Origin of the sequence: Caulifigura coniformis (assembly GCF_007745175.1) — a bacterium.
Classification (GTDB): Bacteria; Planctomycetota; Planctomycetia; order Planctomycetales; family Planctomycetaceae; genus Caulifigura; species Caulifigura coniformis.
Window position 1 is genome coordinate 534,546 of record NZ_CP036271.1, and the last position, 22,109, is coordinate 556,654.

The window sequence follows — 22,109 nt, forward strand, 5'->3', positions numbered from 1 at the left end:
GATCCCGCGAGATCGTCCGGCGCCGCCTGAATCCTGAACCAGCTGCGCTCCATGCTGGCATGAGGGGAAGCCGTGACAACGATTCGATACGAAATGTTGCGCCGGGCCAGGGCCATCTGCCTGGCGATGACGGGAATGGTCGCCGCCAGCGGCTGCGGCAGCGGATACCCCGGGGGCGCCGTGCCCGTTTCGGGCGTCGTCACGCTCAATGGAGTCCGGCTGGACCAGGGGACGGTGTGCTTTCACGACGCAACGGGCATGACGGTCGCGATCGGGATGGTCGAGAACGGCAGCTACGAAATGAGCCGCACGGAGAGCCAGAAAGGAGTGATCCCGGGGTCTTACAAGGTCTCGGTCATGTCGTGGATCGAGTTTCCTGGCATGACGATGCCCAATGGATCGGTCAGCAAAGGGCTGTCGCGAGTGCCGCAGAAGTACGTCGCGGCCGACACCTCGGGCCTGACCGCGGACGTCGGCGAAGACGGCGAAACGATCGACTTCGCGGTGGAAGGCGAGCCCGAACCGATCCATTCCGCGGCCCCGAAAAAGAGCAGGCGCTGAACTCGCTCTCATTGAAGTCCGCCAACGGAGAGGCAGCGGGTGGTCAACGCGCGGAAGGTCCAGGCGTTCTTCCGTCGGGCGGTGCTGGCTTTCTATAACTCGACGTGCGTGATCACGGGCCTGAAGGTGCGGGTGCTCTTGCGGGCGAGTTCCATTTTGCCGTGGAGCACGCATCCGAAGCGGCGGGCCGATCCGACGAACGGGCTAAGTTTGAGTGCGCTGTTCGACGCCGCGTTTGATCGGGGTTGTCGGTAGGCGATACCGGAGGGAAGGTTTCGATATTGGTGGGCTCGCTTTCCCGGATGAGTTGTGGCAGCCGAAGGGGGACGCGGGGATCCGGGGAGAACTGTGACGTGGATGAGCGACGCTGGATCGACGAATGGTGTCAACGGATCGTGGGGAAGCCGTGCTGGATGGTTTGGGCAGGGGGCTGTGCCGGTTCGCGGTTCTCGCTGGCTCTGGGAGCGAAGATTCCGCGGACGCCGGTGCGGCGGAATCCGGCCTATTCCGCGGAGGCGAATGAGAACGAGGGCGAGTATGGCCTGCATGTCGGCTGTGCCGAGTGGGCGTTTGGCATTGAGCGTCCCGGCGTGACGCAAGTCATCACCAATTCCGCCGCCGACTGCTAGCCGGATGGTCCGATGGTAGCCGGCCTGGAGAAGTTGATCGGAAACACAGTCAAAGCGGCCACGATCGACATTGAGACCTGCGATTTGAACCTCTATTTCGAGGAGTGGGACCTGCGTCTTGCGGTGTGGGGGAAGGTCTCTGAGGATGAGGATGGTTACTCCCTGTTCATACCGGGTCGGAGTGTTTCGATCGACGGTCCGGGGAGGATCACGAGTGAGGTGAGCGGGAGGGGGTAGGCGGCGGGGTGGCATTGCCTGAAATGGTAAGAAAGAGGGTGCCATGCTCACGTCGCGGCAGCAGCGTGAGCATGCGAGTTCAGGGCGGCGGCTCGTCGCGCGGTTGTGTCGCCCCGTTGAGGCTTTGGGTGATAGGGCGGCGTGGCCCGGGGGCTGTTGCCCCCGGCTAGCCAGTGTCGCCCCTTCGGGGCTGGAGGGGGCGGCGGAGGCAGGGTTGGAGTGCGGGGCGGTGCAGGGGCGTGAGGGATGGGTAGGGCGGGTCGCGCGGGCGGGGGCGGGCGGAAGATTGCGGGTGGCGTTTGTTGCGATTTGAGCCCCGAGAGGGGCGGTATTGGTTAGCCGTGGGCGTAAGCCCACGGTCGGCGCGACGCGATGGGAGTTGGAGCCCCGGAGGGGCGGCACAGTTGGCGAGTGGGTTGTGTTGCGGGCGGGGGTGAGTCGAGCGATGGAGTCGGGTGGGTGTCGCCCCGTTGGGGCTTGGGGCTCGTTATGGGGACGTGGTCCGGGGGCTGGCGCCCCCGGCTAGACGGTGTCGCCCCTTCGGGGCTGGGCGCGGAGGTCAGGCCCAGATGTACTGCTCGTTGAACTCGATCTTGTGGCGCGTCAAAAGGGCGCGGAATTCGTCCTGGAATGATGTCTTGGCGTGGTGCTGTTCCTGGGTGCGGATGTAGTCGCGGACATCGGACACGCTTGACTGGCTGACGCTGAAGGCTCCGTAGCCGTCCTGCCAGCCGAGCCAGCGGTCGTCGTGGTTCTCGCGGAGCCACTTGGACGAGTTGGATTTGATGAGGCGGGCGCAGTCGGCGACGGAGGTTTGCTGGTGGAGCTGGACGAGCAGGTGGACGAGCAGGTGGACGTGGTCATCGACGCCGCCGGCTTCGACGAGGTGGCCTTTTTCGGCGTGGACGATTCCGGCGATGTAGGGGAAGACGAGGTCACGCAGCCGGGGGGTGAGGATGGGGCGGCGTTCTTTGGTGCTGAAGACGATGTGGATGTGGAGGCTGGCGAAGGAACCGGCCATGAGAGGGGAGCCCGGGGAGGTGGATCAGGCGCGAGGATGACGGGACGTTCGATGAGAATGGGGGCGCGCGTTGTGGGGTGTGTCGCCCCGTTGGGGCTTGGGTTTGTTGTGGGGATTTGGTCCGGGGGCTTACGCCCCCGGCTAACCAGTGTCGCCCCTTCGGGGCTGGTTCGAAAACGTGGCAGATGTGCCGAAAATCACCCCAGCGTGAACCCCGGCAGTTTGACGATCTCGCCGCCCTTTTCGGCCGACTGGTGGGCGCAGATGCCGACGCAGGTCCAGTTGGCGCTCTGCACGGCGTTGGGCCAGGGGTCGCGGCCGGTGGCGAGGGCGGTGATGAACTCATTCACCAGGTGGGGGTGGGAGCCGCCGTGGCCGCCGCCCTGGATGAAGGAGAGGTGTTCGGAGTCGTGGATTTCGGACGGCTTCGTGAACCGCTGGATCGGTTCAGGCAGCAGGTGCGCGAAGTCGGGGACTTCGACCTTGGTGGGGATTTCGGGTTCGGGCTTCTTGGCGGTGTGGATGACGTGGGGCTCGTGTTCGACGAGGGTCCACTCGAAGCTTTTCTTGGTGCCGTAGACGTCGAAGCTTTCGCGGTACTGCCTGGCCGTGTCGTAGAGGAACCGCCAGATGTGAGCGGCCACGTCGGAATCCTTGATCTTGATGTGGCAGGATTCGACGGCGAACTTGTTGCCGGACTTCTTCTGGATGTCTTCGCGGACGGCGCCGGAGCCGAAGCAGCTGACGTATTCAGCGACGCTGTTCATCAGGCCGAGGCAGGGGCTGACGACGTGAGTCGCATAGTGCATGGGGATCATTTTTTCCCAGTAGTCGGGCCAGCCGTCCATGTCCTGGGGGTGCGAGGCGGCGAGGTACTGGATCTGGCCGAGCTCGCCTTTCTGGTACATGTCCTTGATGAAGAGGAATTCGCGGCTGTAGACGACGGTTTCGGCCATCATGTATTTGAGGCCGGTGGATTTGACGAGTTCGACGATCTGCTGGCATTCCTCGATGGTGGTGGCCATGGGGACGGTGCACATGACATGCTTGCCGGCCTTGAGGGCGGCCATGCTCATCCAGGCGTGGTCGGGGATGGGTGAGTTGATGTGGACGAAGTCGACGTTTTTGTCGGCGAGGACGTCTTCGTACTTCGTGAAGAGTTTTTCGACGCCGAACTGCTTGCCGGATTTGGCGAGCTTTTGTTCGTTTCGCTGGCAGAGGGCGTAGACGTTGGCGAGGGGATGCGCCTGGTAGATGGGGATGAATTCGGCCCCGAAGCCCAGGCCAACCATTGCGACGTTGATGGGTTTACCGCTCATGGATGTTTCCCCTCGAGGTGGTGCGAACGCGAGCCGGGAAGTTTATCGGGGAGGAGGACGGCGTGGGTAGTGGCTGGGACGCGAGGAGCTCAGGGCTCGTTGTCGTGCTGGGCGTTGGGGAAGAAGCGGCGGCGGATGAGTTTGCGGGCTTCGAGGGCGATGAAGATGACGGAGCCGAAGACGGGGCAGAGGAGGGCTTCGGTGAGGGAGAGGGGGACAGTGTTGAAGATCTTCTGCAGGGCGGGGATGTAGACCACCGCGAGCTGGAGGGCGCTGGTCACGACGACGGAGACGAGCAGGAGCCGGTTGGTCGTCAGGCCGACTTCCCAGAGGGTTTGCCGCCAGGAGCGAAGGGCGAGTGCGTGTCCGAGCTGGGTGAGCGTGAGGACCGAGAAGATCATGGTTCGCCAGCGGGATTCGTCTTCGGGCCTCGGGGCGGCAAGTGAGCCGGTGATGACGGCCCCGGCGGCGACGGAGACGATGGCCATGACGAAGCCGATCCAGAGGAGGTCGATGATCAGGCCGCGGCCGAGGAGCGGGGCCTTGGGATGCCGGGGCGGGTGATTCATCGAATCGTGATCGCTGCGTTCGAAGGCGAGTCCGAGCGCGGGGAAGCCGTCGGTGACGAGGTTGATCCAGAGGATCTGCAGCGGCAGTAGCGGCAGTGGCAGGCCGAGCGCGATGGCGACGCCCATCGTGCAGAGCTCGCCCGTGTTGCTCGAGAGCAGGAAGGTGAGGAAGCGGACGATGTTGCCGAAGATGATCCGGCCTTCCTCGACGGCGGCGACAATCGTGGCGAAGTTGTCGTCGAGGAGGACGACGTCGGCAGCGTCCTTGGCGACGTCGGTGCCGGTGACGCCCATGGCGATGCCGATGGTCGATTGCTGGAGCGCAGGGGCATCGTTCACGCCGTCGCCCGTCATGGCGACGATTTCATCACGGGCCTGGAGGACGGTGACGACGCGCATCTTGTCGCTGGGGGCGACGCGGGCAAAAACGCTTTTCTTCGTGGCGATCTCAGTGAACTGCTCGTCGGACAGCCCGGTGAGCTTCGATCCGACGGCAGGTTCGCCCTCGCTTTTGAGGCCGAGCTGATCGGCGATCGATTTGGCCGTGAGGGGGTGGTCGCCGGTCATCATCACGGGACGGATTCCGGCCTGATAACACTTGGCAATGGCATCGCGGGCCTCGGCGCGGGGCGGGTCGCTGAGGCCGATGAGGCCGAGGAACGTGAGATCGCGCTCGATGTCATCGCCGGAAGGGAGGTCGGAACGCGTCGCGCAGGCGACCGCCAGGACGCGAACGCCTTCGGCGGCGAGGTCGTCGTGGAGGGCATGCCATGCCTTGCGGGACGCGTCGTCGAGCGGCTTCAGGTCATCGGTGGTCCACTCCTGCGTGGAGATGGAGAGGATGCTTTCGAGCGACCCTTTGGCGCCGACGACAAATCCCGATGACGCCTCGCTGAGAACCGGGGCCAGTGGCTCCGCGGCCGAACGATCGAGCTGGTGGACGGTCGACATCCGCTTGCGATCGGAATCGAACGCGAATTCCTCCACGCGCGGGAGGCCGGCCCGGAGGGCGGCGACGTCGAGGGCGAAGCGGGGAGCCACATCGATGATCGCGATCTCCGTGGGATCGCCCGCCTCGGGGGCCGCATTCTTCTCGTCGTCAGAGCTTTCGGCTTCCTGCTGATGGACAGGGGCGTCGTTGCAGAGCGAGGCGATCGCCAGCAGCGGAATGAGCCGGGAGTGCTTCCCGGCATCGAACGAGGCTTCACCGATGCCTTCGACGATCCCGGATGCGATGGCCGCGTGGGAGACCGACATGCGGCCGAGAGTGAGGGTGCCGGTCTTGTCGGTGCAGATGACAGTGACCGAGCCGAGTGTTTCGATGGCGGAGAGGCGACGGATGAGGGCCTTGCGCTCGAGCATCCGCCGGGTGCCCAGGGCGAGGACGACAGTGACGGCGGCGGGGAGCCCTTCGGGGATCACCGCAACCGCCAGGCTGAGGGCGGTCATGATGACGTCCTTGATGGGCGTCTTCTGGAACAGGCCGACGACAACCATCAGGGCGATGAGCGCGACGGCGGCCCAGGTCAGCTGCATGCCGAGGCGGGCGAGCCGCTTCTGAAGCGGCGTGTCTTCTTTCTTGACCTGCGCGAGCATGCTCGCGATGCGGCCGAGTTCGGTCGACATGCCGGTGGACGTGACGACGGCGATGCCCCGGCCGGCGGAGACGATCGTCCCGAGATACATGGCGTTCGAACGCTCGGCCAGCTCGGTTTCGGCCGGAAGAGGCCCGGTCTGTTTCTCGACGGGCATCGATTCGCCGGTCAGCGAGGCCTCGTTGATCTGCAGGTGTGCGGCCTCGAGGAGCCGGCCGTCGGCAGGGACGCGGTTGCCGGCCTCAAGCTGGATGATGTCGCCCGGGACGACTTCGTGCGCCGGGATGCGCGACCAGTCGCTGTCGCGGCGGACGGACGCGAATGGCTCGGAGAGCTTCCGCAGTGATGCGAGGGCGTTCTCGGCGCGGTACTCCTGGAAGAAGCCGAGCGCGGCGTTCAGGACGACGATCGCGAGAATGGCGATCGTTTCGACGATGTCGCCGAGAATGACCGAGCCGACCGCGGCTGCGAGGAGGAGCCAGACGAGCGGGTTCTTGAACTGCTCGACGAGGATGTCGAACGGGGTGCGAACTTCCCGATCGTCGAGTTCATTCGGGCCATACTGCTCGAGTCGCCTGGCAGCTTCGGCCGTCGAGAGGCCGGACTTCGCACTCGTCCCCAGTGTTCGCAGGACGTCTTCGACGGACTTCGAGTGACCGTCGGATACCTCTGAAGACAGGGAGGTCATGTGAACCGTTTTCGTGTTCGATGAAGTATCAAGAGCTTCGAACGACTCTAGTGGACGATTTCACGTTTGACGATCCGTTGTATGAGGCAGATTTCATCTCCTCGGGCTTCCCCCTCATGCGCCGAGAACCTGATCGAGCAGGATGTCGGCGGAACGCGGAAGTCCGTCGCGACGCTCGAGTCGGGACGCGATCCCGCGACAGGCCGCGGCGACGTCTACGGACTCGAGAACCCGCTGCAGGCCGGCCTGCAGCGTCCGGGCGTTGAACTTCGCCGCGGGAACGCCCAGGCCTGTTCCGAGTCGCCGGATGCGCTCGGCGTTGTCGAACTGATCGTGCGCCAATGGCATCAGCAGTTGCGGGATGCCCGCGAGGAATCCCTGGGACGACGAGCCGATGCCACCGTGGTGCACGAACGCGGCGGCGTTCGGCAACAGCCGATCAAGCGGAGCGTAGCGCTCGAAGTGGATCGAGCCGGGAAGGTTGTCGGGAACCTGTTCGGGATGCTGGGTCAGGAAGACCGCCCGCCGTCCGATCCGGCCGCAGGCGTCGACCGCCGCTTCGAAGAAGGGGCGCCCGTGGATGTTCGCCGTTCCCGGCGTGAACACGATCGGTGGCGGTCCTGCGTCCAGAAAGCGGACGAGCCCCTCGGCGAGTGGCCGGGCCGAGCCTTCGTTCCAGAGCGGGAAATCGGACTGCACAACACCCGCCGGCCAGTCGGGCTGAACCGGAGCGAACCAGTCAGGAAACATGCAGAGCACTCCGCCCGGAGAGTTCCACCAGCGGGTGATGCGGCGGACAGGAGGGAGTCCGAGTTCGGCTCGCCACGAATTCAGAAAGGGACAGACTGCGGGATCGATCACCAGCTTCTCGCCCAGCCCGTAGAGGAAGCTCTTGAACCAGCGTGGACCTCCCAGCCCGGGGAGGGTTGGCGGATCGACGTTGCTCCAGAGGACGGAGGGCTGCAGGTGGACGGTGACCGCGCGGATGCCGAGTTTCTCCTGCGCGAGGAGCGCGCCGAATCCGAACACGTTGACGAGCGAGACGGAATCGCGCCCGGCCGCGGCGCAGATGTCGTACTGCGTTCTCAGGATCGGGCGGAGCGACCGCATGATGTGTGGAAAGGCCTTTCGGGGGCTCCACAGGTCGGGGTTGCGAATCGTCGCCTGGTAGTCGTCCTCCCTCCCTAAAGCCACGAACTTGAGACCGTGGCGGACGATCAGCTCTTCGAAATGAGCATTCGTCGCGAACGTGATGTCGTGGCCGCGATCTTTGAGCTCCAGCGACAATCCGAGAAAGGGAAAGACATCTCCCGCGCTGCCGAGTGGTGAAACAACGAAATGCACGTCTGTGACGACCTTGCTGAGGCGACGGACCCTGTGACGTTCACAGGGGCCGTCACGGCTTCGAGTTTGACCGCACCTGGCGCCTGGGTGGTGGAAACGCCGGTTCCGGTCAGAAGAAAAGGATTGAACAGGCCGGATGCCATTCGTGGCCTGGCATGTGAGTCACTTTACGCGTTTTCTAAAGGCCTGCTGATGGGCGGCGCGGGAGCCTGCTCGCGTTTCGATCTGGTCGCGGCCCAGACGAGCGTGAGTCCAACGATGACGCACGCCGCCGACGTCACCAGCCAGGCGGGAGGGAGGTGTTGCTGGTCGGAGACGTCCCAGCCTTTGTCCTTCAGCGCCTGCTCGTACTCGGCGAGCGCGACAATCGTGCCGTTGTTGAGGATGTGAAACACGATGCCGGGGAACACGCTGCCGGTCCGCAGGGCAATCCAGCCAAGCGCGAGGCCGAGCAGTGTGCTGGGGGCGAGGCGTTCGATGGCGAGCGTGCCACCGACGAGGATGTGAAAGAGTCCGAAGGCCAGGGCGGTGATGAGCACAGCGGCCCAGGGAGCGGTGCGGCGGCGGATGGCTCCCAGGAGGAAGCCCCGGAAGCAGAGTTCTTCGAAGATGGCGGGCACGATGGCGATGCAGATCAGCCGGACTGCGAACGGCACGTTCTTCCAGGCTTCGATGATTCCGTGGGCCCGTTCGAGCTGCTCGGTTCCGATGGTCGACAGGCCCGACTTGGAAAGGAGCAGAACGACTTCGTGGGCCAGGGGCCAGGCGGCGGCCCCGGCGACAACGGCCCCGAGCAGCGCGAGGAGGCGCGAACGCCTGAGCTGGAACGCATTCGCCAGCGGGACGCGCCGCCAGAGGGCCACGCCGGCGGGGATGCCTCCGAAGATGGCGGCCGTCAGCAGTGCATTCAGCGCCAGCCGGGATTCGATGGAAAGGTCGGCCATGCGGCCGATGAGACTGCCGGTGAGGAAAAAGACCGGGAAGATCGCGGCCACCGTGCCGTAGGCGATCTCCGGCTTGATGGCCGTGTTCCGGGATTCCGGTCGGCGGAACAGGTCGGACCACCCGCCGGTGCTGCCCGAGAGGACGGCGTCGCTTCCGAACCAGCGGGCGGCCAGCGAAAGGGCGGCGACTCCATAGAGCAACGTCGATCCGACGACGACGGCCGTGAGTCCGAGCGTGGCTGAGCCGAGGACCGTTTCCTTGGCGAGCAGCACCATGTTCAGCAGCGGGACGACGGCGAACGCCGACCCCAGTTCGACTCCCGGGATGAGGCTCGCGACGCCGGGCGCCAGTGAGAGCAGCATCAGGGGAATAAGGTAGGCCTGCGCTTCCTTGAAGCTACGGGCAATGCTGGTCAGGCAGAGGAGCACCGCGGAGAAGAACGTGGCGAAGACGCAGAGCAGGCCGAACAGGCCGACGATCGATTTGAGCGTGATGCCGACATCGCCGAAGATCGCTTTCTCGAGACCGACGGCCTGCATGGTGAGCAGCATGGCGATGACGTTCACGGTCGCCGTAAGGATGGCGACCGTGACCACGGCGACATACTTGGCGAAGAGAACGCTGATTCGCGAGATGGGGGCGGCAATCAGGGTTTCGAGAGTGTGCCGTTCGCGTTCTCCGGCCGTGAGGTCGATCGCCGGATAGACGGCCCCCGTGACGGTCATCAGCAGCAGCACCAGGGGAACCAGGCTCGCGAGGAACGCGCTGGATCCCGAGGCCGCCGGCAGGGCCCGAACGGAGATGCGGTTGACCGACGTGGGCATTCCGGCCGCGCGCGCCTGGCTGCGCAGGTAGGCGCTGTTCAGTGCGTCGAGGCGCTCGAGCACGAAGCGATAGGCTTCGACACTGCGAGGCATGCGGTCGACATAGATGAGCTGGACCCGTCCCGGAGTCTTCGGCTCCGAATCGAACATCGGCGGGGCATCGACGACGATTCCGACGTCGATGAGTCCGCGCGCCAGCAGCGCTTCGACATCGGGTTCAGGAATGCCGGGATCGGCCCGGCGGACCGTCAGCATCGGTTCGGACGGGACGCCCGTGACGGCCGCGGAGGGATCGACCGACGGGGCAGGCGTGGCTTCAGTCGGTTGCGGCCCGGACGCCGGCTGGCCGCTGTTACGTCGGCGGATCGCCTCGCGATCCTGCCAGGCGCTGAGCGAGTTCGACCAGATCCTCTCGAACTCCCGGTTCTGCTCGATGTTGGGGAAGGCGATGAAGTATTCCGGCGTGCCGGTGGCGGCGATCTGCGTGATCAGCAGCCGCTGGAAGGCGACGCCGAGCAGCGGGTACGCCAGGATCGGCATGAGCAGCAAGGTCAGAATGGTCCTGCGGTCCCTGAGGGTTTCCCGCAGTTCCTTGAGAATCAGGCGGCCCCGTCGGGCCCATTTCGACGGGGAATGCGACGAACCGGGTTCGCCGGTCATGCGGAACTCCTTCGGTCGCGGAGCATTTCCACGAACATTTCGACCAGGCCCGGTTGTCCCGTCTGCTGCCTGAGTTCGTCGAGAGTTCCTTCGTTGCGCAGGTGTCCGTGGAAGAGGAGCCCGAAGCGGTCGCAGAGTCGGCCGGCTTCATCGAGGTGGTGCGTCGAGACGACGACGGCCCGCTTCTGGGTTCTCAGCAGTTCGACGTAGTCGAAGACGACCTGGCTGCCGACAACGTCGAGTCCGAGGGTCGGTTCATCCATCAGGACGACCGGCGGATCGTGAATCAGCGCGCGGGCGAGGTTGACCCGCTGTTTCTGGCCGGTGCTGAGCGTGGCGGAGCGTTGATTGAGGAAAAGTTTCAGGTCGAGCAGATCAGAGAGTTCCTCGATTCGCTTCTCGGCGACATCGGGCGGGACGGAATAGACGTCGGCGAAGTAGTCGAGGATCTCCCGCGGTGTCAGCCACTGGTAGAGTCCGGCGCTGGCGGAGACGAGGCCGATGCGCTGCTTGATGGCCTGGGGTTTCTCGGAGACGCGATAACCGTCGACGAGAACGTCGCCGGAAGTTGGGTCGAGGAGGCCGAGGATGCAGCGGAGCGTGGTGGTCTTGCCGGCGCCGTTGGGACCCAGCAGGCCGTAAACTTCTCCGGTGTCAACGCGGAAGCTGAGTCCATCCACCGCCGCAAATTCGCGCCCGTCGCGCTGGAAGCTCTTCGACAGGCGATCGACAATCAGCATGCCGAGGAGATTCGATGGAGGCTCAAGGCGAAATGATCTGGGAGTAATCCTAGCCTAACTGCATCCCGGCGATTTGATAACTCACCCGATTCTGACGGCGTCGCATGATTGAAGTGGAACTCAAATATCGGCTTGACGAACCGGAATCGCTGCTCGCGTCACTGATCGCCCGCGGAGCACAGCCGGGCGCACCGACGGTCGAGCGGGACCTCTATTTCAACCACCCGGCGCGCGACTTCCGACAGACGGACGAGGCCCTCCGGCTGCGGTGGGACGGTTCACAGGCCACGCTGACATATAAAGGGCAACTTCTCGACCGTGTCTCCAAGAGTCGCGAGGAACTGGAACTCGACCTGTCGCCCGAGACTGGCCTGGAGACAGCCCGGCGGATTCTCGGACTGCTCGGTTTCGTGGAATCGGGCGACGTCGAGAAACAGCGGACGAAGTTTCCGATGCTCGATCGAGGTCTGCCGGTTCTCGTCACGATCGATGAGGTGACAGGGCTGGGGCTGTTCGTCGAGCTGGAAGCGTCGGCCGAACGCGATTCCTATGAGGCGGCGCGCGACCGGCTGCTGGAACTGGCGGGAGAGCTCGGTTTGACGCAGGGGGAGAGGCGGTCGTATCTGCAGTTGCTGGTGGAGCAGGGCGCGGTGTGAGCGGCGTCTGGACATTCGAACTCGGCCGTCACGCCGCTGAACATCGCCCCCACAGGGAGTCGGCCAGGCCCCAATCCCCTGGCACGCTCAATTCTGCTCCGCGCGCAACCTCTCCCGTAAAGGGAGAGAGTTCGTTCTTTGGCAATTCAGGACAGACGAGTGCCGACCGGGCGAGTCGGAGGGCAAATGACCTCCAAAAACTCGTCACACATGTCACAGGTGTCACAGGTCACGAATCCCCAGGGGTTCAGACCATTTTCTGCTGTCACAGGTCTCCGTCACAGGTCGTCACACATCGCCCATCAGGCCGCCGCAAAGGGCCTTCAACTGGACAGACCGACAGGCCTCGCGGGTTCCGAGCCGTGACCGGTGGGAATGACCAGACGATCTGACGCCAGGCAGCCCGGCGGCTTTCGAGCAGCCGGGCTGCGGAATGGCGGTCAGAAATCGCCGACGCGTTCGCCGCCGGAAATCGTTCCGAGGGACTGGTACACCTCCTGGTCGATGTTGCTCGAGACGAAGCGGGTGTGGCCGTCGCCGAGAACGAAATGGGCCCCGCCGGTGTGCTGGCTGCTGAAGTCGTCGAAGTGCCGGTGGGGATCGTTGGGAGGATGGTCGAGCGAGCCGAGCACGCGCTGGATGCCTTCTTCCGCTTCGGCGACGCGGCCGGACCAGGTGCTGTACCAGTTCTCGACGGGATCGGTTTTCCGCTCGCCGACGATCATGGTGTTGCTGGTCCCGTCGATGAAGTCGCCGATGCGGACGCGGCTGTTGTGGTAGAAGGCTCCGTTCCCCTTGCACTGTCCGCTGGCGAGCACGGGAGCTGTTCCCGGCGCGTTTTCGCAGTCATCGATGGCGATGGAGCCGAATGAGGCGATGTAGTTGGCGATGGCCAGCTTGCAGATGATCTGCGTCGGATCGTCCTCTTCACCGATGTCGAAGGTCAGGGGCTGCGGATCGGACGGACACTTGAAGACGGGGAGCTGGGACTCGCGAAAGGCCTGGTTGAGCGGCGATTCGAGGGCGACGTTGGGGTTCCAGGAGTTGTAGAGCGGGCCCTGCTCGACCATCGGAAGGATCATGGTTCCCCAGCCGGCGCCGTTGACCCCTTCATGGGCGGAGGGGCGGCGGGTGACCGGGTCGACGGCGATCCAGCCCGGGGGAAAGACGTTGAAGGTGTCGTGGTAGTTGTGGAGGGCGAGGCCGTGTTGCCGCATGTTGTTCTTGCACGTGGCGCGGCGGGCGGCTTCGCGGGCCTGCTGGACGGCGGGAAGCAGCAGGGCGATGAGGATGGCGATGATGGCGATAACGACGAGAAGCTCGATGAGGGTGAACCCCCGTCGGGATGAACGTGGCATGAAGGAACCTGGAGAATGAATGCCGGAGAGACCCGTCGCATGGCAGGCGACGGAATGAAGAACCTCGCCCGGGAAAAGGGGCGGCGGCGAGAGGGAATCCGGGCGTCATCGACCGGAGATCGGACGCGCAGCGACAACTCTCAGCCGAGTTCCGGCGGACCACGAATCCAGAAGCGGGCGGCGGTCCGGGCCGGCGCGGAACGCTCGGGGAGCGGCGCGAGTTCGGTCGTGAAGCCCGGCAGCAGAGGGGGCGTCACGAGGGCGACGGACACGGCCGGCGTCGCGGCGAACTCGCAGATCAGGCAGCCGTCAGGGCACGGAGAAGAGGGGCTTTCGCCCGACTCCGGGGCCTGGCTTTGGGCCGGCTGCGGGTGATGGTGGTGATGATGCGTGCAGCCATGATGCGTATGCCCGGCCTTTTCTTCGGCGGGGCAGCAGGCCGAATGAACATGCGGCGCGACGGCGTGGAGTCCGCCCGACCCGAGCAGGGCGATGGCGGCATAAAACGCTGCCAGGCACGCTTTGCTCAGGCGTGATGCGAACTCCAGCGATGGCGTCCGTCGTGTCATCGACTTCAAAGTTACACAACGATTGCAGGTCGGGCAATGAGTCCCGCCGCGACCGGGGGCGTCGCCGAATCGACCTCCCCGTGTCCCGGGACTTTGGCGTACAGTCCGCAGCCTTTTCAGAATGCCAGGGAGCGGCACATGCGGCCAGACTTTTGTCGCCATTTTACGCGCGGGATGATCACGGCGCTGGTGATCCTGCACGGCCAGGTTTTCCTGGCGAAAGTTCATGGCGCGGAGAATGCCCCTGCCGGTGAGGCGGTGACGCGGCCGGATCGCGACGACGCGGCGCTCCGCGACGTGTTCTTCACGAGCCCACAACGCGGGTTCGCCGTAGGGGATCGCGGAACGATCCTGCGGACCGATGACGGCGGCCAGACGTGGACGCTGCTTCCCTGCCAGACCGAGGCCACGCTCCGGTCGATCTCGTTCGTCAGCGAAGACGAAGGCTGGATCGCGGGGGGCGGGACGCGCGAATACTCGGGCGCGTCGGAGGGAGTCGTGCTGGCGACGGACGACGGCGGCGAGACGTGGGCGGTCGTCTGCGAACAGCGCCTGCCCGCCATCCGGTCCATCAGATTCTTCAGCGATGTCGAGGGGATCGCAGTCGGCGACTCGACCGACCGCCATCCTTCAGGACTGGTTTCCACCAGCGACGGCGGCCGGACCTGGACTGCCGTGCCCGGGGACAAGACGAACGGCTGGACGACGGCGGAATTCGCGTCGTCGCAATTCGCCGTGCTGGCGGGAGAGAAGGGGGCGCTCGGATCACTGGCAGGCGGGGCAGTGACGAACTCCACTCCGCTGGGAGGTCTGCGGGGCTTCAAGGCGTCGAGCCTGGACCGGCCGGCGAAGACGGTCTGGGCGGTCGGCGATGGCGGGATGATTGTCCGCTCGAACGACGGCGGAGCATCCTGGCCGGCGGCCGATGCATCCATGCCGATCGAAACGAGAATGGTGTTCGACTTCGCTGCGGTCGCAGCCTCGAGGAATGAAGTGTGGGTCGGCGGGACGCCGGGGAGCGTCATCTGGCATTCGCCTGATGGCGGAGCGACCTGGAAACCGCAGCCGACAGGGGAGACGACTCCCCTGCATGCGATCATCTGCCTGCCAGGCGACAAGCGGATCGCCGTCGGCGCGCTGGGAAAAATTCTCGTCAGCGAAGCAGGCGGGGCGTGGACCACGGTGCGCGGGGCCGGTCGTCGACTGGCTGCGCTGGCCATCCATGCCCACGGGACCCGCGTTTCCCTGTTCGAACTGGCCCGTGATGGACTTGATCGCGGATACCGGGTCGGGGCGTGGAGCCTCGTCCGCCGTGATGTGGAGCCTGAGACCGAGCGCCGCGCCGATGGAAGCCGGCGGTTCGAAGATGCAGTCCTGTCGCTCACGGCGGCTTGCGGCGTGACCGACTGGCGGCTGCCGGTGTCGCTGCCGGGGCTCGACCGCAATCCGCAGAAGCTGATGTCGGAATGGTCAGTCCTCGCCGACCAGAAGCTGAACGATGTTCTCATCGCGACGCTCGTCACACAGATCCGGACGTGGCGGCCCGATGTGATCCTGCTGGACGACGCTCCCGCGGACGACATGCCGACGCAGGTGATTCGCGCGGCGATGGGCGTGGCGGCGTCTCACGCACAGGCCGATCAGGGACGACTGGCCCCTCTCTGGACGACTGCCGCCCTGCCGGGCTGGAGCATCAAACGCGTCTACGCACGCGGACTGACCGGACAGGAAGGAGACCTGGCGATCGATCCGTTCGAATGGATGCCCCAGAAGCAGACGTCGCTGAGCACGCTGGTCGCGCCGGCGGCGAGTCGGCTGGGGCTCTCGCTCGATTCCATCGGTCAGCGGGAGACATTTCGGCCCGTGGAGATTCCGGGCGTGCCCGCGGCGACGACCCGCGAATTCTTCACGGGGCTGTCGCTCGCGGCCGGCGGCGACGCGCGCCGGCCGTTGCCGGTCACGCCGATCGAAGCCGACGACACGACGCTGCAGATGGCGATGCGCCAGCGCAATTTCCAGAAGATGTCGCTGAAGCTGATGAGCCGGCCGGGGCAGTCGGATGTGCTCCTGGGCCAACTCGACGCATCTCTGCAGGGGATGCCGGAGGAGCAGGCGGCGATCACGCTGGCGATGCTGGGCGACGACCTGCGTCGGCGAGCGGACTGGGACGCCGCGGAAGCGACGATGATGGAACTGGTCACGAGATATCCGGCACACGCGGCCGCCCGGGAGGCGCGTCGCTGGCTGATTTCACTGTGGACGAGCGGAGAGCTCGAATACCACCGTGGCCGGGAAACGGGCGTCGCCCAGATGCAGGTGGAGCAGGCGGCCGGAAGCAACACCAGACAGCGCCGGCCAGTCACGCTGGCCGGCGGGAGCGTGTTCGTTGGCGATATGGCCTCGGTGCTGGGGGCCGGTGCGAAGGCGATCCAGGCGGAAGGGCCTCAGGGATCGATGACCGGAAGGAGGAACCTGGACTCCAGCAAGCGGTTCGCACAGGCGGCACAGCTTCTGGAGGACTGGAAACGAGTCGCTCCGGACGACGTGGAGGCCGTGGAACTGCAGTTCCAGCTCGCGGCGCTGTATCGCCGGCATGACAAGCACCAGGAAGCCGAGTCGATTTATACGCAGATCGTCCAGAACACGACGGGCTGGAGCCAGCGAGTCGCGCATGGGGAACTGTGGCTGTTGAGACCGTCGACGCAGTCGCTGCAGTCGGTCTATCGGGCGAACCACACGTCGCGGCCGCCCATCCTTGATGGCGTTCTGGCGGACGAGTGCTGGCAGGTGGCGAAAGAAATCCGGATCGCCGGCGCCCCGCGATCGGCGCCGAAGCGCAACGACGAACTGGACGCGATCGATTCGGCCCCGGCCCGCGACCTGAACGGGTCGGCGTTCTGCATGCTGGCGTACGATGGCGCATACCTGTATTTCGCCGCGAGTGCCCCGAGGCATCCATCAATTCCGAAGGATGCTCCCTCCTATGCCGGTCGTCCTTACGACGCGGATCTCGATGCGCACGACCGCATCAGCCTGGCGCTCGACATCAACCGCGACTACCAGAGCGCCTACTGCCTCGACATCGACCAGCGCGGCTGGACGCGGGATGCGCTGTGGACGAACCAGGAGTGGAACCCGAAGTGGCACGTCGCCTGCAACGCCGATGAATCGACATGGCGAATCGAGGCCGCGATCAACTGGTCGGAACTCTGCCCGCAGCCGCCTGCTCCCGGAGCGGTGATGGCTCTGGGAGTGACCCGGACGATGCCGGCGGTGGGCCGGCAGTCGTGGGTCTGGCCAGGCAACGCCCCGATCACGGCGGAGTCGATGGGGTTGCTGATGCTGGAGTAGGAACGGGATGGGCTCGCGCGGTCCGGAGACCCGCGCACAACGAGGGGGATCTGCACACAACGGAGCGTGTGCCACGGCCGTGTCGGCCGTGCGGTTTCAGGCGGCATCTGCGATCCCGCACCCGCACCCGCGCCTGGCGACAGAGGAATGTCTCGCTTGCCGTCGCACGGCTCGCAGAGCCGTGGCACGCAATTTTTGCCTGGGGGCTTCTGGAACTGATTAGACCTTCGCGGCCAGGTCGTATACGGCGGCGGTGTCGAGGAGGCGGTCGTTGGCTTCGAAGAGATTCTGGATGGCGGCGCGGTGGATCTTCATCTTGAGGCCGCCGACGCCGATGGCGCCATAGGTTGTGATGGGGCCCTTGGCGACCGCCTTGTCGGTGACGCCGATGCCGGCGAGGCCTTCCGGAGGAACGGCGTTGAGGTCGATGGCGACCTTGAGCGAGGAGGCCTGCTGCCATTCTTCGGCTTTGAAGAACTGGACTCCGGCGGCCCCGGCGGCGATGAGGAGATCGCAGCCTTCGAGAAGCTTGGCGGGAGTGTCGGACGAGCTGACGGGCGTGACGCGGGCGTCTTTCACGACGTCGCGGATCTTCTGACAGACCGTTTCAGCCTTCGACTTCTCCCTCGAGGCGACGCGGACCTGCGTTCCCTGCGACGCGAGAATCTGCGCGGCGCGATGACCGACCGGCCCGGTTCCGCCGAGGACGAGAGCGGTCGACTCGGCCAGCTTGATGTGTTTCGTGGCGGCGAAGACGGCCGCGGCCGCGGTGGTGTTGGAGCCGTTGGAATCCATCAGGACGGAGACCCGCATCGGGCCGAAGAACGCCTTCTTTACGGCCTTGAGGAGCGCTTCGCCGGCGGCGACGTTGCTGCCGCCGATGAAGAGGGCGGTGTTCTTCAGATCGGCCGGCCCGCGGGTGAAGATCGCGCCATGGACGAGTCCGGTGACGTTTTCGGGTGTGACGCCGCCATAGCTGAAGAGTTCATCGACGCCGGCATCAATGGCGACGACGCGGTCGAAGACGCTGGGCAGGGCGTCGGTATCGAGCTGGATGAGGATTCGTTTCATGGTGGAGGAGTCCTGGGGCGCGGGAAGGGGAGTTTAATGGGGGCGTGGGTCGTGGGTAGTGGGGCGCTCTGAACCTGCTTGCTCTTGGCGGAGTCTCTACACTACCGGTTTTCCTCCGCCGACCGATTCGACTTTTTGCTCCGTCAAAATGCCCCGTTACGACGCTCAACGCATTGAAGCCCGCTGGCAGAAGTTCTGGGATGAGAACAAGACGTTCGTCACTCCCAACACGCCGCCCGCAAACTCGGCTGGGAAACTGTACGTCCTCGACATGTTCCCGTACCCGTCGGGGTCGGGGCTGCATGTCGGGCATCCGGAGGGGTACACCGCGACCGATATCGTCTGCCGGTTCGCCCGCATGCGGGGCAAGCATGTGCTGCATCCGATGGGTTGGGATGCGTTCGGCCTGCCCGCCGAAGAGCATGCGGTCAAGACGGGGACGCATCCGCGGATCACGACCGAGAAGAACATCGGCACGTTCCGGCGGCAGCTGAAAATGCTGGGCTTCAGCTACGACTGGAGCCGCGAGTTTGCGACAACCGACCCGGACTACTACCGCTGGTCGCAGTGGATCTTCCTGCAGCTGTTCGACAGCTGGTATGACGCGGGCGTGGAGTGGACGGGGCCGGATGGAGTGACGCGGAAGGGGCGGGCGCGGCCGATCAGTGAGTTGCCGATCCCCGAAGAACTCCTGGCGAGCGGGGGGCGTCAGCCCTCTGTGGGCCAACTCTCACCGGAGGTCCGCAAGTACCAGGACAAGCACCGGCTGGCCTACATCTCGGAAGCGCCGGTGAACTGGTGCCCCGCGCTGGGGACGGTGCTGGCCAACGAAGAAGTCATTGACGGCAAGAGCGAAGTCGGTGGGCATCCGGTGCAGCGCGTGCCGCTGAAGCAGTGGATGCTGCGGATCACGTCCTATGCAGACCGGCTGGGGAGCGAGCTGGAAGAACTGGACTGGCCCGAGTCGATCAAGCTGCTGCAGCGGAACTGGATCGGGCGGAGCACCGGGGCGGAAGTCGATTTCCTGATTGATGGTTCGTCGTTCGGCGACTGGAAAGCGGCGCGCACGAAATCCGGGTTCGTGGCGACGCCGGAAGGGAATGTGATCCGGGTCTACACGACGCGGCCCGACACGCTGTTCGGCGCGACCTATATGGTGCTGGCTCCCGAGCATCCGCTGGTCGATTCGATCACGACGCCGGAGCAGAAGTCGGCCGTCGCGGCGTATCGCGAGCAGGCGGCGCGGAAGAGCGACCTCGACCGCACCGACCTGGCGAAGGAGAAGACGGGCTGCTTCACCGGCGCGTATGCGATCAACCCGGTGAATGAGAAGAAGATCCCGATCTGGATCGCTGACTACGTGCTGATCAGCTACGGCACCGGGGCGATCATGGCCGTGCCGGGACACGATGAACGCGATCTGGAGTTTGCGCAGGCGTTCTCGCTGCCGGTGATTCCGGTCGTTGCGCCGCCGGAGAAGGACGCTGATCCCATCGGGTTTACCGGGGAGGGAACGGCGCTCGATTCGGGGCCGTATACCGGGCTGCCGACGGCGGAAGTGAAAGCGAAGATCACGGCCGATCTGGCGGCCGCTGGCCTCGGAAAAGAGGCTGTGAATTATCGCCTGCGCGACTGGCTCTTCTCACGCCAACGCTACTGGGGCGAACCGTTCCCGATCTGGCATGAGCTGGACGACGCCGGCAACCCCACGGGCCTGATGCGGGCCGATCATCCGGCCGCGCTGCCGGTGCTCCATCCGCACATGGAGGACTTCAAGCCCACCGGCAACCCGGAGCCGATGCTGTCGAAGGCGCCGAAGGAGTGGCTGTACTGGACGGCCGAAGACGGCACGAAGCTGAAGCGGGAGACCAACAGCATGCCGCAATGGGCGGGGAGCTGCTGGTATTACCTGCGGTTCGCCGACAACAGGAACACCAACCGGTTCATCGATCCGGAGATTGAAAAATATTGGCTGCCGGTTGATCTCTATGTCGGCGGGGCTGAGCATGCCGTGCTGCACCTGCTCTATTCACGGTTCTGGCATAAGGTGCTGTTCGACCGCGGATTCGTGTCGCAGGCGGAGCCGTTCCGGAAACTGGTGAACCAGGGAATGATCCTGGGCGAGGCGGAACTGACTGGGTATGTGAAGGATTCAAAGAAGCTCGGGGTGGCACGCCCTGATAAGGGCGTGGCGAATGTTGCCGAGATCGCCAGGGATGCCTGGGTGTCGGTGAAGGACGTCAAAGATGGGCCGGATGACGGCAAGGTGCTGCGCGAGACCGGCGAGGCCGTTGTTGCCGTGCGACTGACTGTCGACGAGACAGAGAAGGTCGGCGGCAATCTCGTTCTGAAGGGGCGCCCTGACATCGTTGTCGAGAGTCGCGCATTCAAGATGTCCAAGTCCCGCGGCAACGTCATCAACCCGGACGAGGTCGTGAAGGAGTACGGCGCCGACTCGCTGCGCCTCTACGAAATGTTCATGGGCCCGCTCGAACAGGTGAAGCCCTGGAGCATGAGCGGCGTCGACGGCGTTTACCGGTTCCTCGGTCGCGTCTGGCGAATGATCGCCGACGAGCGCGCGGATGAGCCGACGCTGAATCCGGCCGTTCAGGATGTCGCGCCGACCACTGAGCAGGAACGCCTCCTGCACAAGACGATCAAGGCGGTCACGGACGACATCGAGAAGCTGTCGTTCAACACGGCGATCAGCCGGATGATGGAGTTCACGAACGCCTTCACAACGACGGAAACGCGGCCGCGGTCGGCCATGGAGCCGTTCGTGTTGCTGCTGGCCCCATTCGCGCCGCACATCGCCGAAGAGCTTTGGAATCTGCTGGGCAAGGCGGAATCACTGGCGTACGCGCCCTGGCCGAAGTACGACGAATCGAAGCTCGTCGAATCGGAGATCGAGATCCCGGTGCAGGTGAACGGCAAGGTGCGGGCGAAGCTGCGGATTGCTCCGGACGCGTCAAAGGAGGCGATCCAGGCCCAGGCCGAGGCCGATCCGCAGGTGCAGGCTCAGCTGGCGGGCAAGCCGGTGGTGAAGGTGGTCGTGGTGCCTGGGAAGATGGTGAACTTTGTGGTGAAAGGGTGAGCGGCCGCGGGCGGGCGGCGGGCTTCATGCCCGCTGGTTGGTGGTAAGCATTCGCCCGGCGGAGAGCTTTTGCTGAGATTGCACGGCTCTCAGAGCCGTGGCACGAACGCGCGCTACTGGTTCTTGAACTGCTGAGCGGCTTCGACGGCGAGTTCGTCGCAGCGTTCGTTTTCGGGGTGGCCGCTGTGGCCCTTCACAACGGTGAATTTCACCCGATGCTTTGCGAGCAGCGCATCGAGCGCCTGCCAGAGTTCCACGTTCTTCAGCGGCTTGAGCTTGCCCCCTTCCTTGCGCATCCAGCCGTTGCGCTTCCAGCCGGGGAGCCATTCGTGCGAGCCCTTGGCGACGTACTGGCTGTCGGTCACCACTTCGACTTCGCTCGGGCCTTTGAGGGCCTGCAGGCCTTCGATCAAGCCCTGGAGCTCCATCTGGTTGTTGGTCGTCAGCGGAGCGCCGCCGGATGCTTCGCGGCGGGCGCCGCTGGCCGGATGCTCGAGGATGTAGGCCCAGCCGCCGGGGCCGGGGTTCCCGCTGCACGCGCCGTCGGTGAACAGCTTGACGACGGGAAGAGCCATGATTGCCCGCTTTCACCAAAGCCCCGCGAGTCTCTCGCGGGCGATCCCGGCGATGCTGCCGCCGGGCTTTGAGTGCCGATCAGCGTTCGCGGAAGATGATGCGACCGCGGGTGAGGTCGTACGGAGAGACTTCGACTTTGACGCGGTCGCCCGGCACGATACGGATGAAGTTCTTCCGCATCCGGCCCGAGACGTGAGCCATCACCATGTGGCCGTTGTCCAATGTCACGCGGAACTGCGTGTTGGCCAACGCCTCATTGACGGTCCCTTCCATCTCGATGGCCTCTTCCTTCGACATACGCG

Annotated in this window: 18 protein-coding genes; 7 read left to right on the forward strand and 11 right to left on the reverse strand. The window is 65.0% G+C overall.

Annotation, left to right across the window (positions count from 1 at the left end):
- Positions 1 to 72: 72 nt before the first annotated feature.
- The 4 genes from Pan44_RS02170 to Pan44_RS02185 all read left to right on the forward strand — a co-directional run bounded on the left by Pan44_RS02170 (position 73) and on the right by Pan44_RS02185 (position 1,427).
- On the forward strand, positions 73 to 561 hold the full coding sequence (locus tag Pan44_RS02170; protein WP_145026784.1) for a hypothetical protein: 489 nt from the start codon (positions 73 to 75) through the stop codon (positions 559 to 561).
- Between the two features lie 39 nt (positions 562 to 600).
- A complete protein-coding gene (locus Pan44_RS02175) occupies positions 601 to 816 on the forward strand; it encodes an HNH endonuclease (RefSeq protein WP_145026786.1) in 216 nt (71 codons plus the stop codon).
- 98 nt (positions 817 to 914) lie between these two features.
- On the forward strand, positions 915 to 1,190 hold the full coding sequence (locus tag Pan44_RS02180) for a hypothetical protein (protein WP_145026788.1): 276 nt from the start codon (positions 915 to 917) through the stop codon (positions 1,188 to 1,190).
- A 12-nt stretch (positions 1,191 to 1,202) separates the two neighbouring features.
- A complete protein-coding gene (locus tag Pan44_RS02185; RefSeq protein WP_145026790.1) occupies positions 1,203 to 1,427 on the forward strand; it encodes a hypothetical protein in 225 nt (74 codons plus the stop codon).
- Positions 1,428 to 1,986: 559 nt separating this feature from the next.
- Here the strand turns inward: Pan44_RS02185 and tnpA are convergent.
- The 6 genes from tnpA to Pan44_RS02215 all read right to left on the reverse strand — a co-directional run bounded on the left by tnpA (position 1,987) and on the right by Pan44_RS02215 (position 11,132).
- On the reverse strand, positions 1,987 to 2,448 hold the full coding sequence (tnpA, locus tag Pan44_RS02190) for an IS200/IS605 family transposase (RefSeq protein WP_145026792.1): 462 nt from the start codon (positions 2,446 to 2,448) through the stop codon (positions 1,987 to 1,989).
- A 197-nt stretch (positions 2,449 to 2,645) separates the two neighbouring features.
- Positions 2,646 to 3,767: a Gfo/Idh/MocA family protein gene (locus Pan44_RS02195; RefSeq protein ID WP_145026794.1), complete on the reverse strand. Its 1,122-nt coding sequence runs from the start codon at positions 3,765 to 3,767 to the stop codon at positions 2,646 to 2,648.
- Positions 3,768 to 3,856: 89 nt separating this feature from the next.
- On the reverse strand, positions 3,857 to 6,619 hold the full coding sequence (locus tag Pan44_RS02200) for a cation-translocating P-type ATPase (protein ID WP_145026796.1): 2,763 nt from the start codon (positions 6,617 to 6,619) through the stop codon (positions 3,857 to 3,859).
- 114 nt (positions 6,620 to 6,733) lie between these two features.
- Positions 6,734 to 7,963: a glycosyltransferase gene (locus Pan44_RS02205; RefSeq protein ID WP_145026798.1), complete on the reverse strand. Its 1,230-nt coding sequence runs from the start codon at positions 7,961 to 7,963 to the stop codon at positions 6,734 to 6,736.
- A gap of 167 nt (positions 7,964 to 8,130) precedes the next feature.
- Positions 8,131 to 10,392 (reverse strand): ABC transporter permease subunit/CPBP intramembrane protease, encoded by a 2,262-nt coding sequence (locus tag Pan44_RS02210; RefSeq protein ID WP_145026800.1) that lies wholly within the window; start codon positions 10,390 to 10,392, stop codon positions 8,131 to 8,133.
- Complete coding sequence (locus Pan44_RS02215; protein ID WP_145026802.1) at positions 10,389 to 11,132, reverse strand: ABC transporter ATP-binding protein; 744 nt, start codon at positions 11,130 to 11,132, stop codon at positions 10,389 to 10,391. Before Pan44_RS02215 ends, Pan44_RS02210 begins: the two co-directional genes overlap by 4 nt.
- Before the next feature lie 104 nt (positions 11,133 to 11,236).
- Between Pan44_RS02215 and cyaB the strand changes: the two genes are divergently transcribed.
- On the forward strand, positions 11,237 to 11,788 hold the full coding sequence (cyaB, locus tag Pan44_RS02220; RefSeq protein WP_145026804.1) for a class IV adenylate cyclase: 552 nt from the start codon (positions 11,237 to 11,239) through the stop codon (positions 11,786 to 11,788).
- Positions 11,789 to 12,228: 440 nt separating this feature from the next.
- Here the strand turns inward: cyaB and Pan44_RS02225 are convergent, their stop codons facing one another.
- Together Pan44_RS02225 and Pan44_RS02230 are read right to left on the reverse strand one after the other, a co-directional pair.
- The gene (locus Pan44_RS02225) at positions 12,229 to 13,146 is read right to left on the reverse strand and encodes a DUF1559 domain-containing protein (RefSeq protein WP_145026806.1); all 918 of its coding nucleotides are present in this window, start codon (positions 13,144 to 13,146) and stop codon (positions 12,229 to 12,231) included.
- Positions 13,147 to 13,286: 140 nt separating this feature from the next.
- The gene (locus Pan44_RS02230) at positions 13,287 to 13,715 is read right to left on the reverse strand and encodes a hypothetical protein (protein ID WP_145026808.1); all 429 of its coding nucleotides are present in this window, start codon (positions 13,713 to 13,715) and stop codon (positions 13,287 to 13,289) included.
- 138 nt (positions 13,716 to 13,853) lie between these two features.
- Between Pan44_RS02230 and Pan44_RS02235 the strand changes: the two genes are divergently transcribed.
- A complete protein-coding gene (locus Pan44_RS02235) occupies positions 13,854 to 17,066 on the forward strand; it encodes a YCF48-related protein (RefSeq protein WP_197453768.1) in 3,213 nt (1,070 codons plus the stop codon).
- A 219-nt stretch (positions 17,067 to 17,285) separates the two neighbouring features.
- Here Pan44_RS02235 and Pan44_RS02240 read toward each other — a convergent pair whose 3' ends face one another.
- Positions 17,286 to 18,137 (reverse strand): NAD(P)-dependent methylenetetrahydromethanopterin dehydrogenase, encoded by an 852-nt coding sequence (locus Pan44_RS02240; RefSeq protein WP_145026812.1) that lies wholly within the window; start codon positions 18,135 to 18,137, stop codon positions 17,286 to 17,288.
- 148 nt (positions 18,138 to 18,285) lie between these two features.
- On the opposite strand from Pan44_RS02240, the gene leuS reads away from it, so the two are divergent.
- Positions 18,286 to 21,231 carry a leucine--tRNA ligase gene (gene leuS, locus Pan44_RS02245; RefSeq protein WP_145026814.1) on the forward strand — a complete coding sequence of 982 codons (2,946 nt, stop codon included), beginning with the start codon at positions 18,286 to 18,288 and terminating at the stop codon, positions 21,229 to 21,231.
- Positions 21,232 to 21,344: 113 nt separating this feature from the next.
- On the opposite strand, the gene rnhA is transcribed toward leuS, so the two are convergent.
- Together rnhA and infA are read right to left on the reverse strand one after the other, a co-directional pair.
- Positions 21,345 to 21,806: a ribonuclease HI gene (rnhA, locus tag Pan44_RS02250; RefSeq protein WP_145026816.1), complete on the reverse strand. Its 462-nt coding sequence runs from the start codon at positions 21,804 to 21,806 to the stop codon at positions 21,345 to 21,347.
- Positions 21,807 to 21,885: 79 nt separating this feature from the next.
- Positions 21,886 to 22,104: a translation initiation factor IF-1 gene (gene infA, locus Pan44_RS02255; RefSeq protein WP_145026819.1), complete on the reverse strand. Its 219-nt coding sequence runs from the start codon at positions 22,102 to 22,104 to the stop codon at positions 21,886 to 21,888.
- Positions 22,105 to 22,109: the final 5 nt, after the last annotated feature.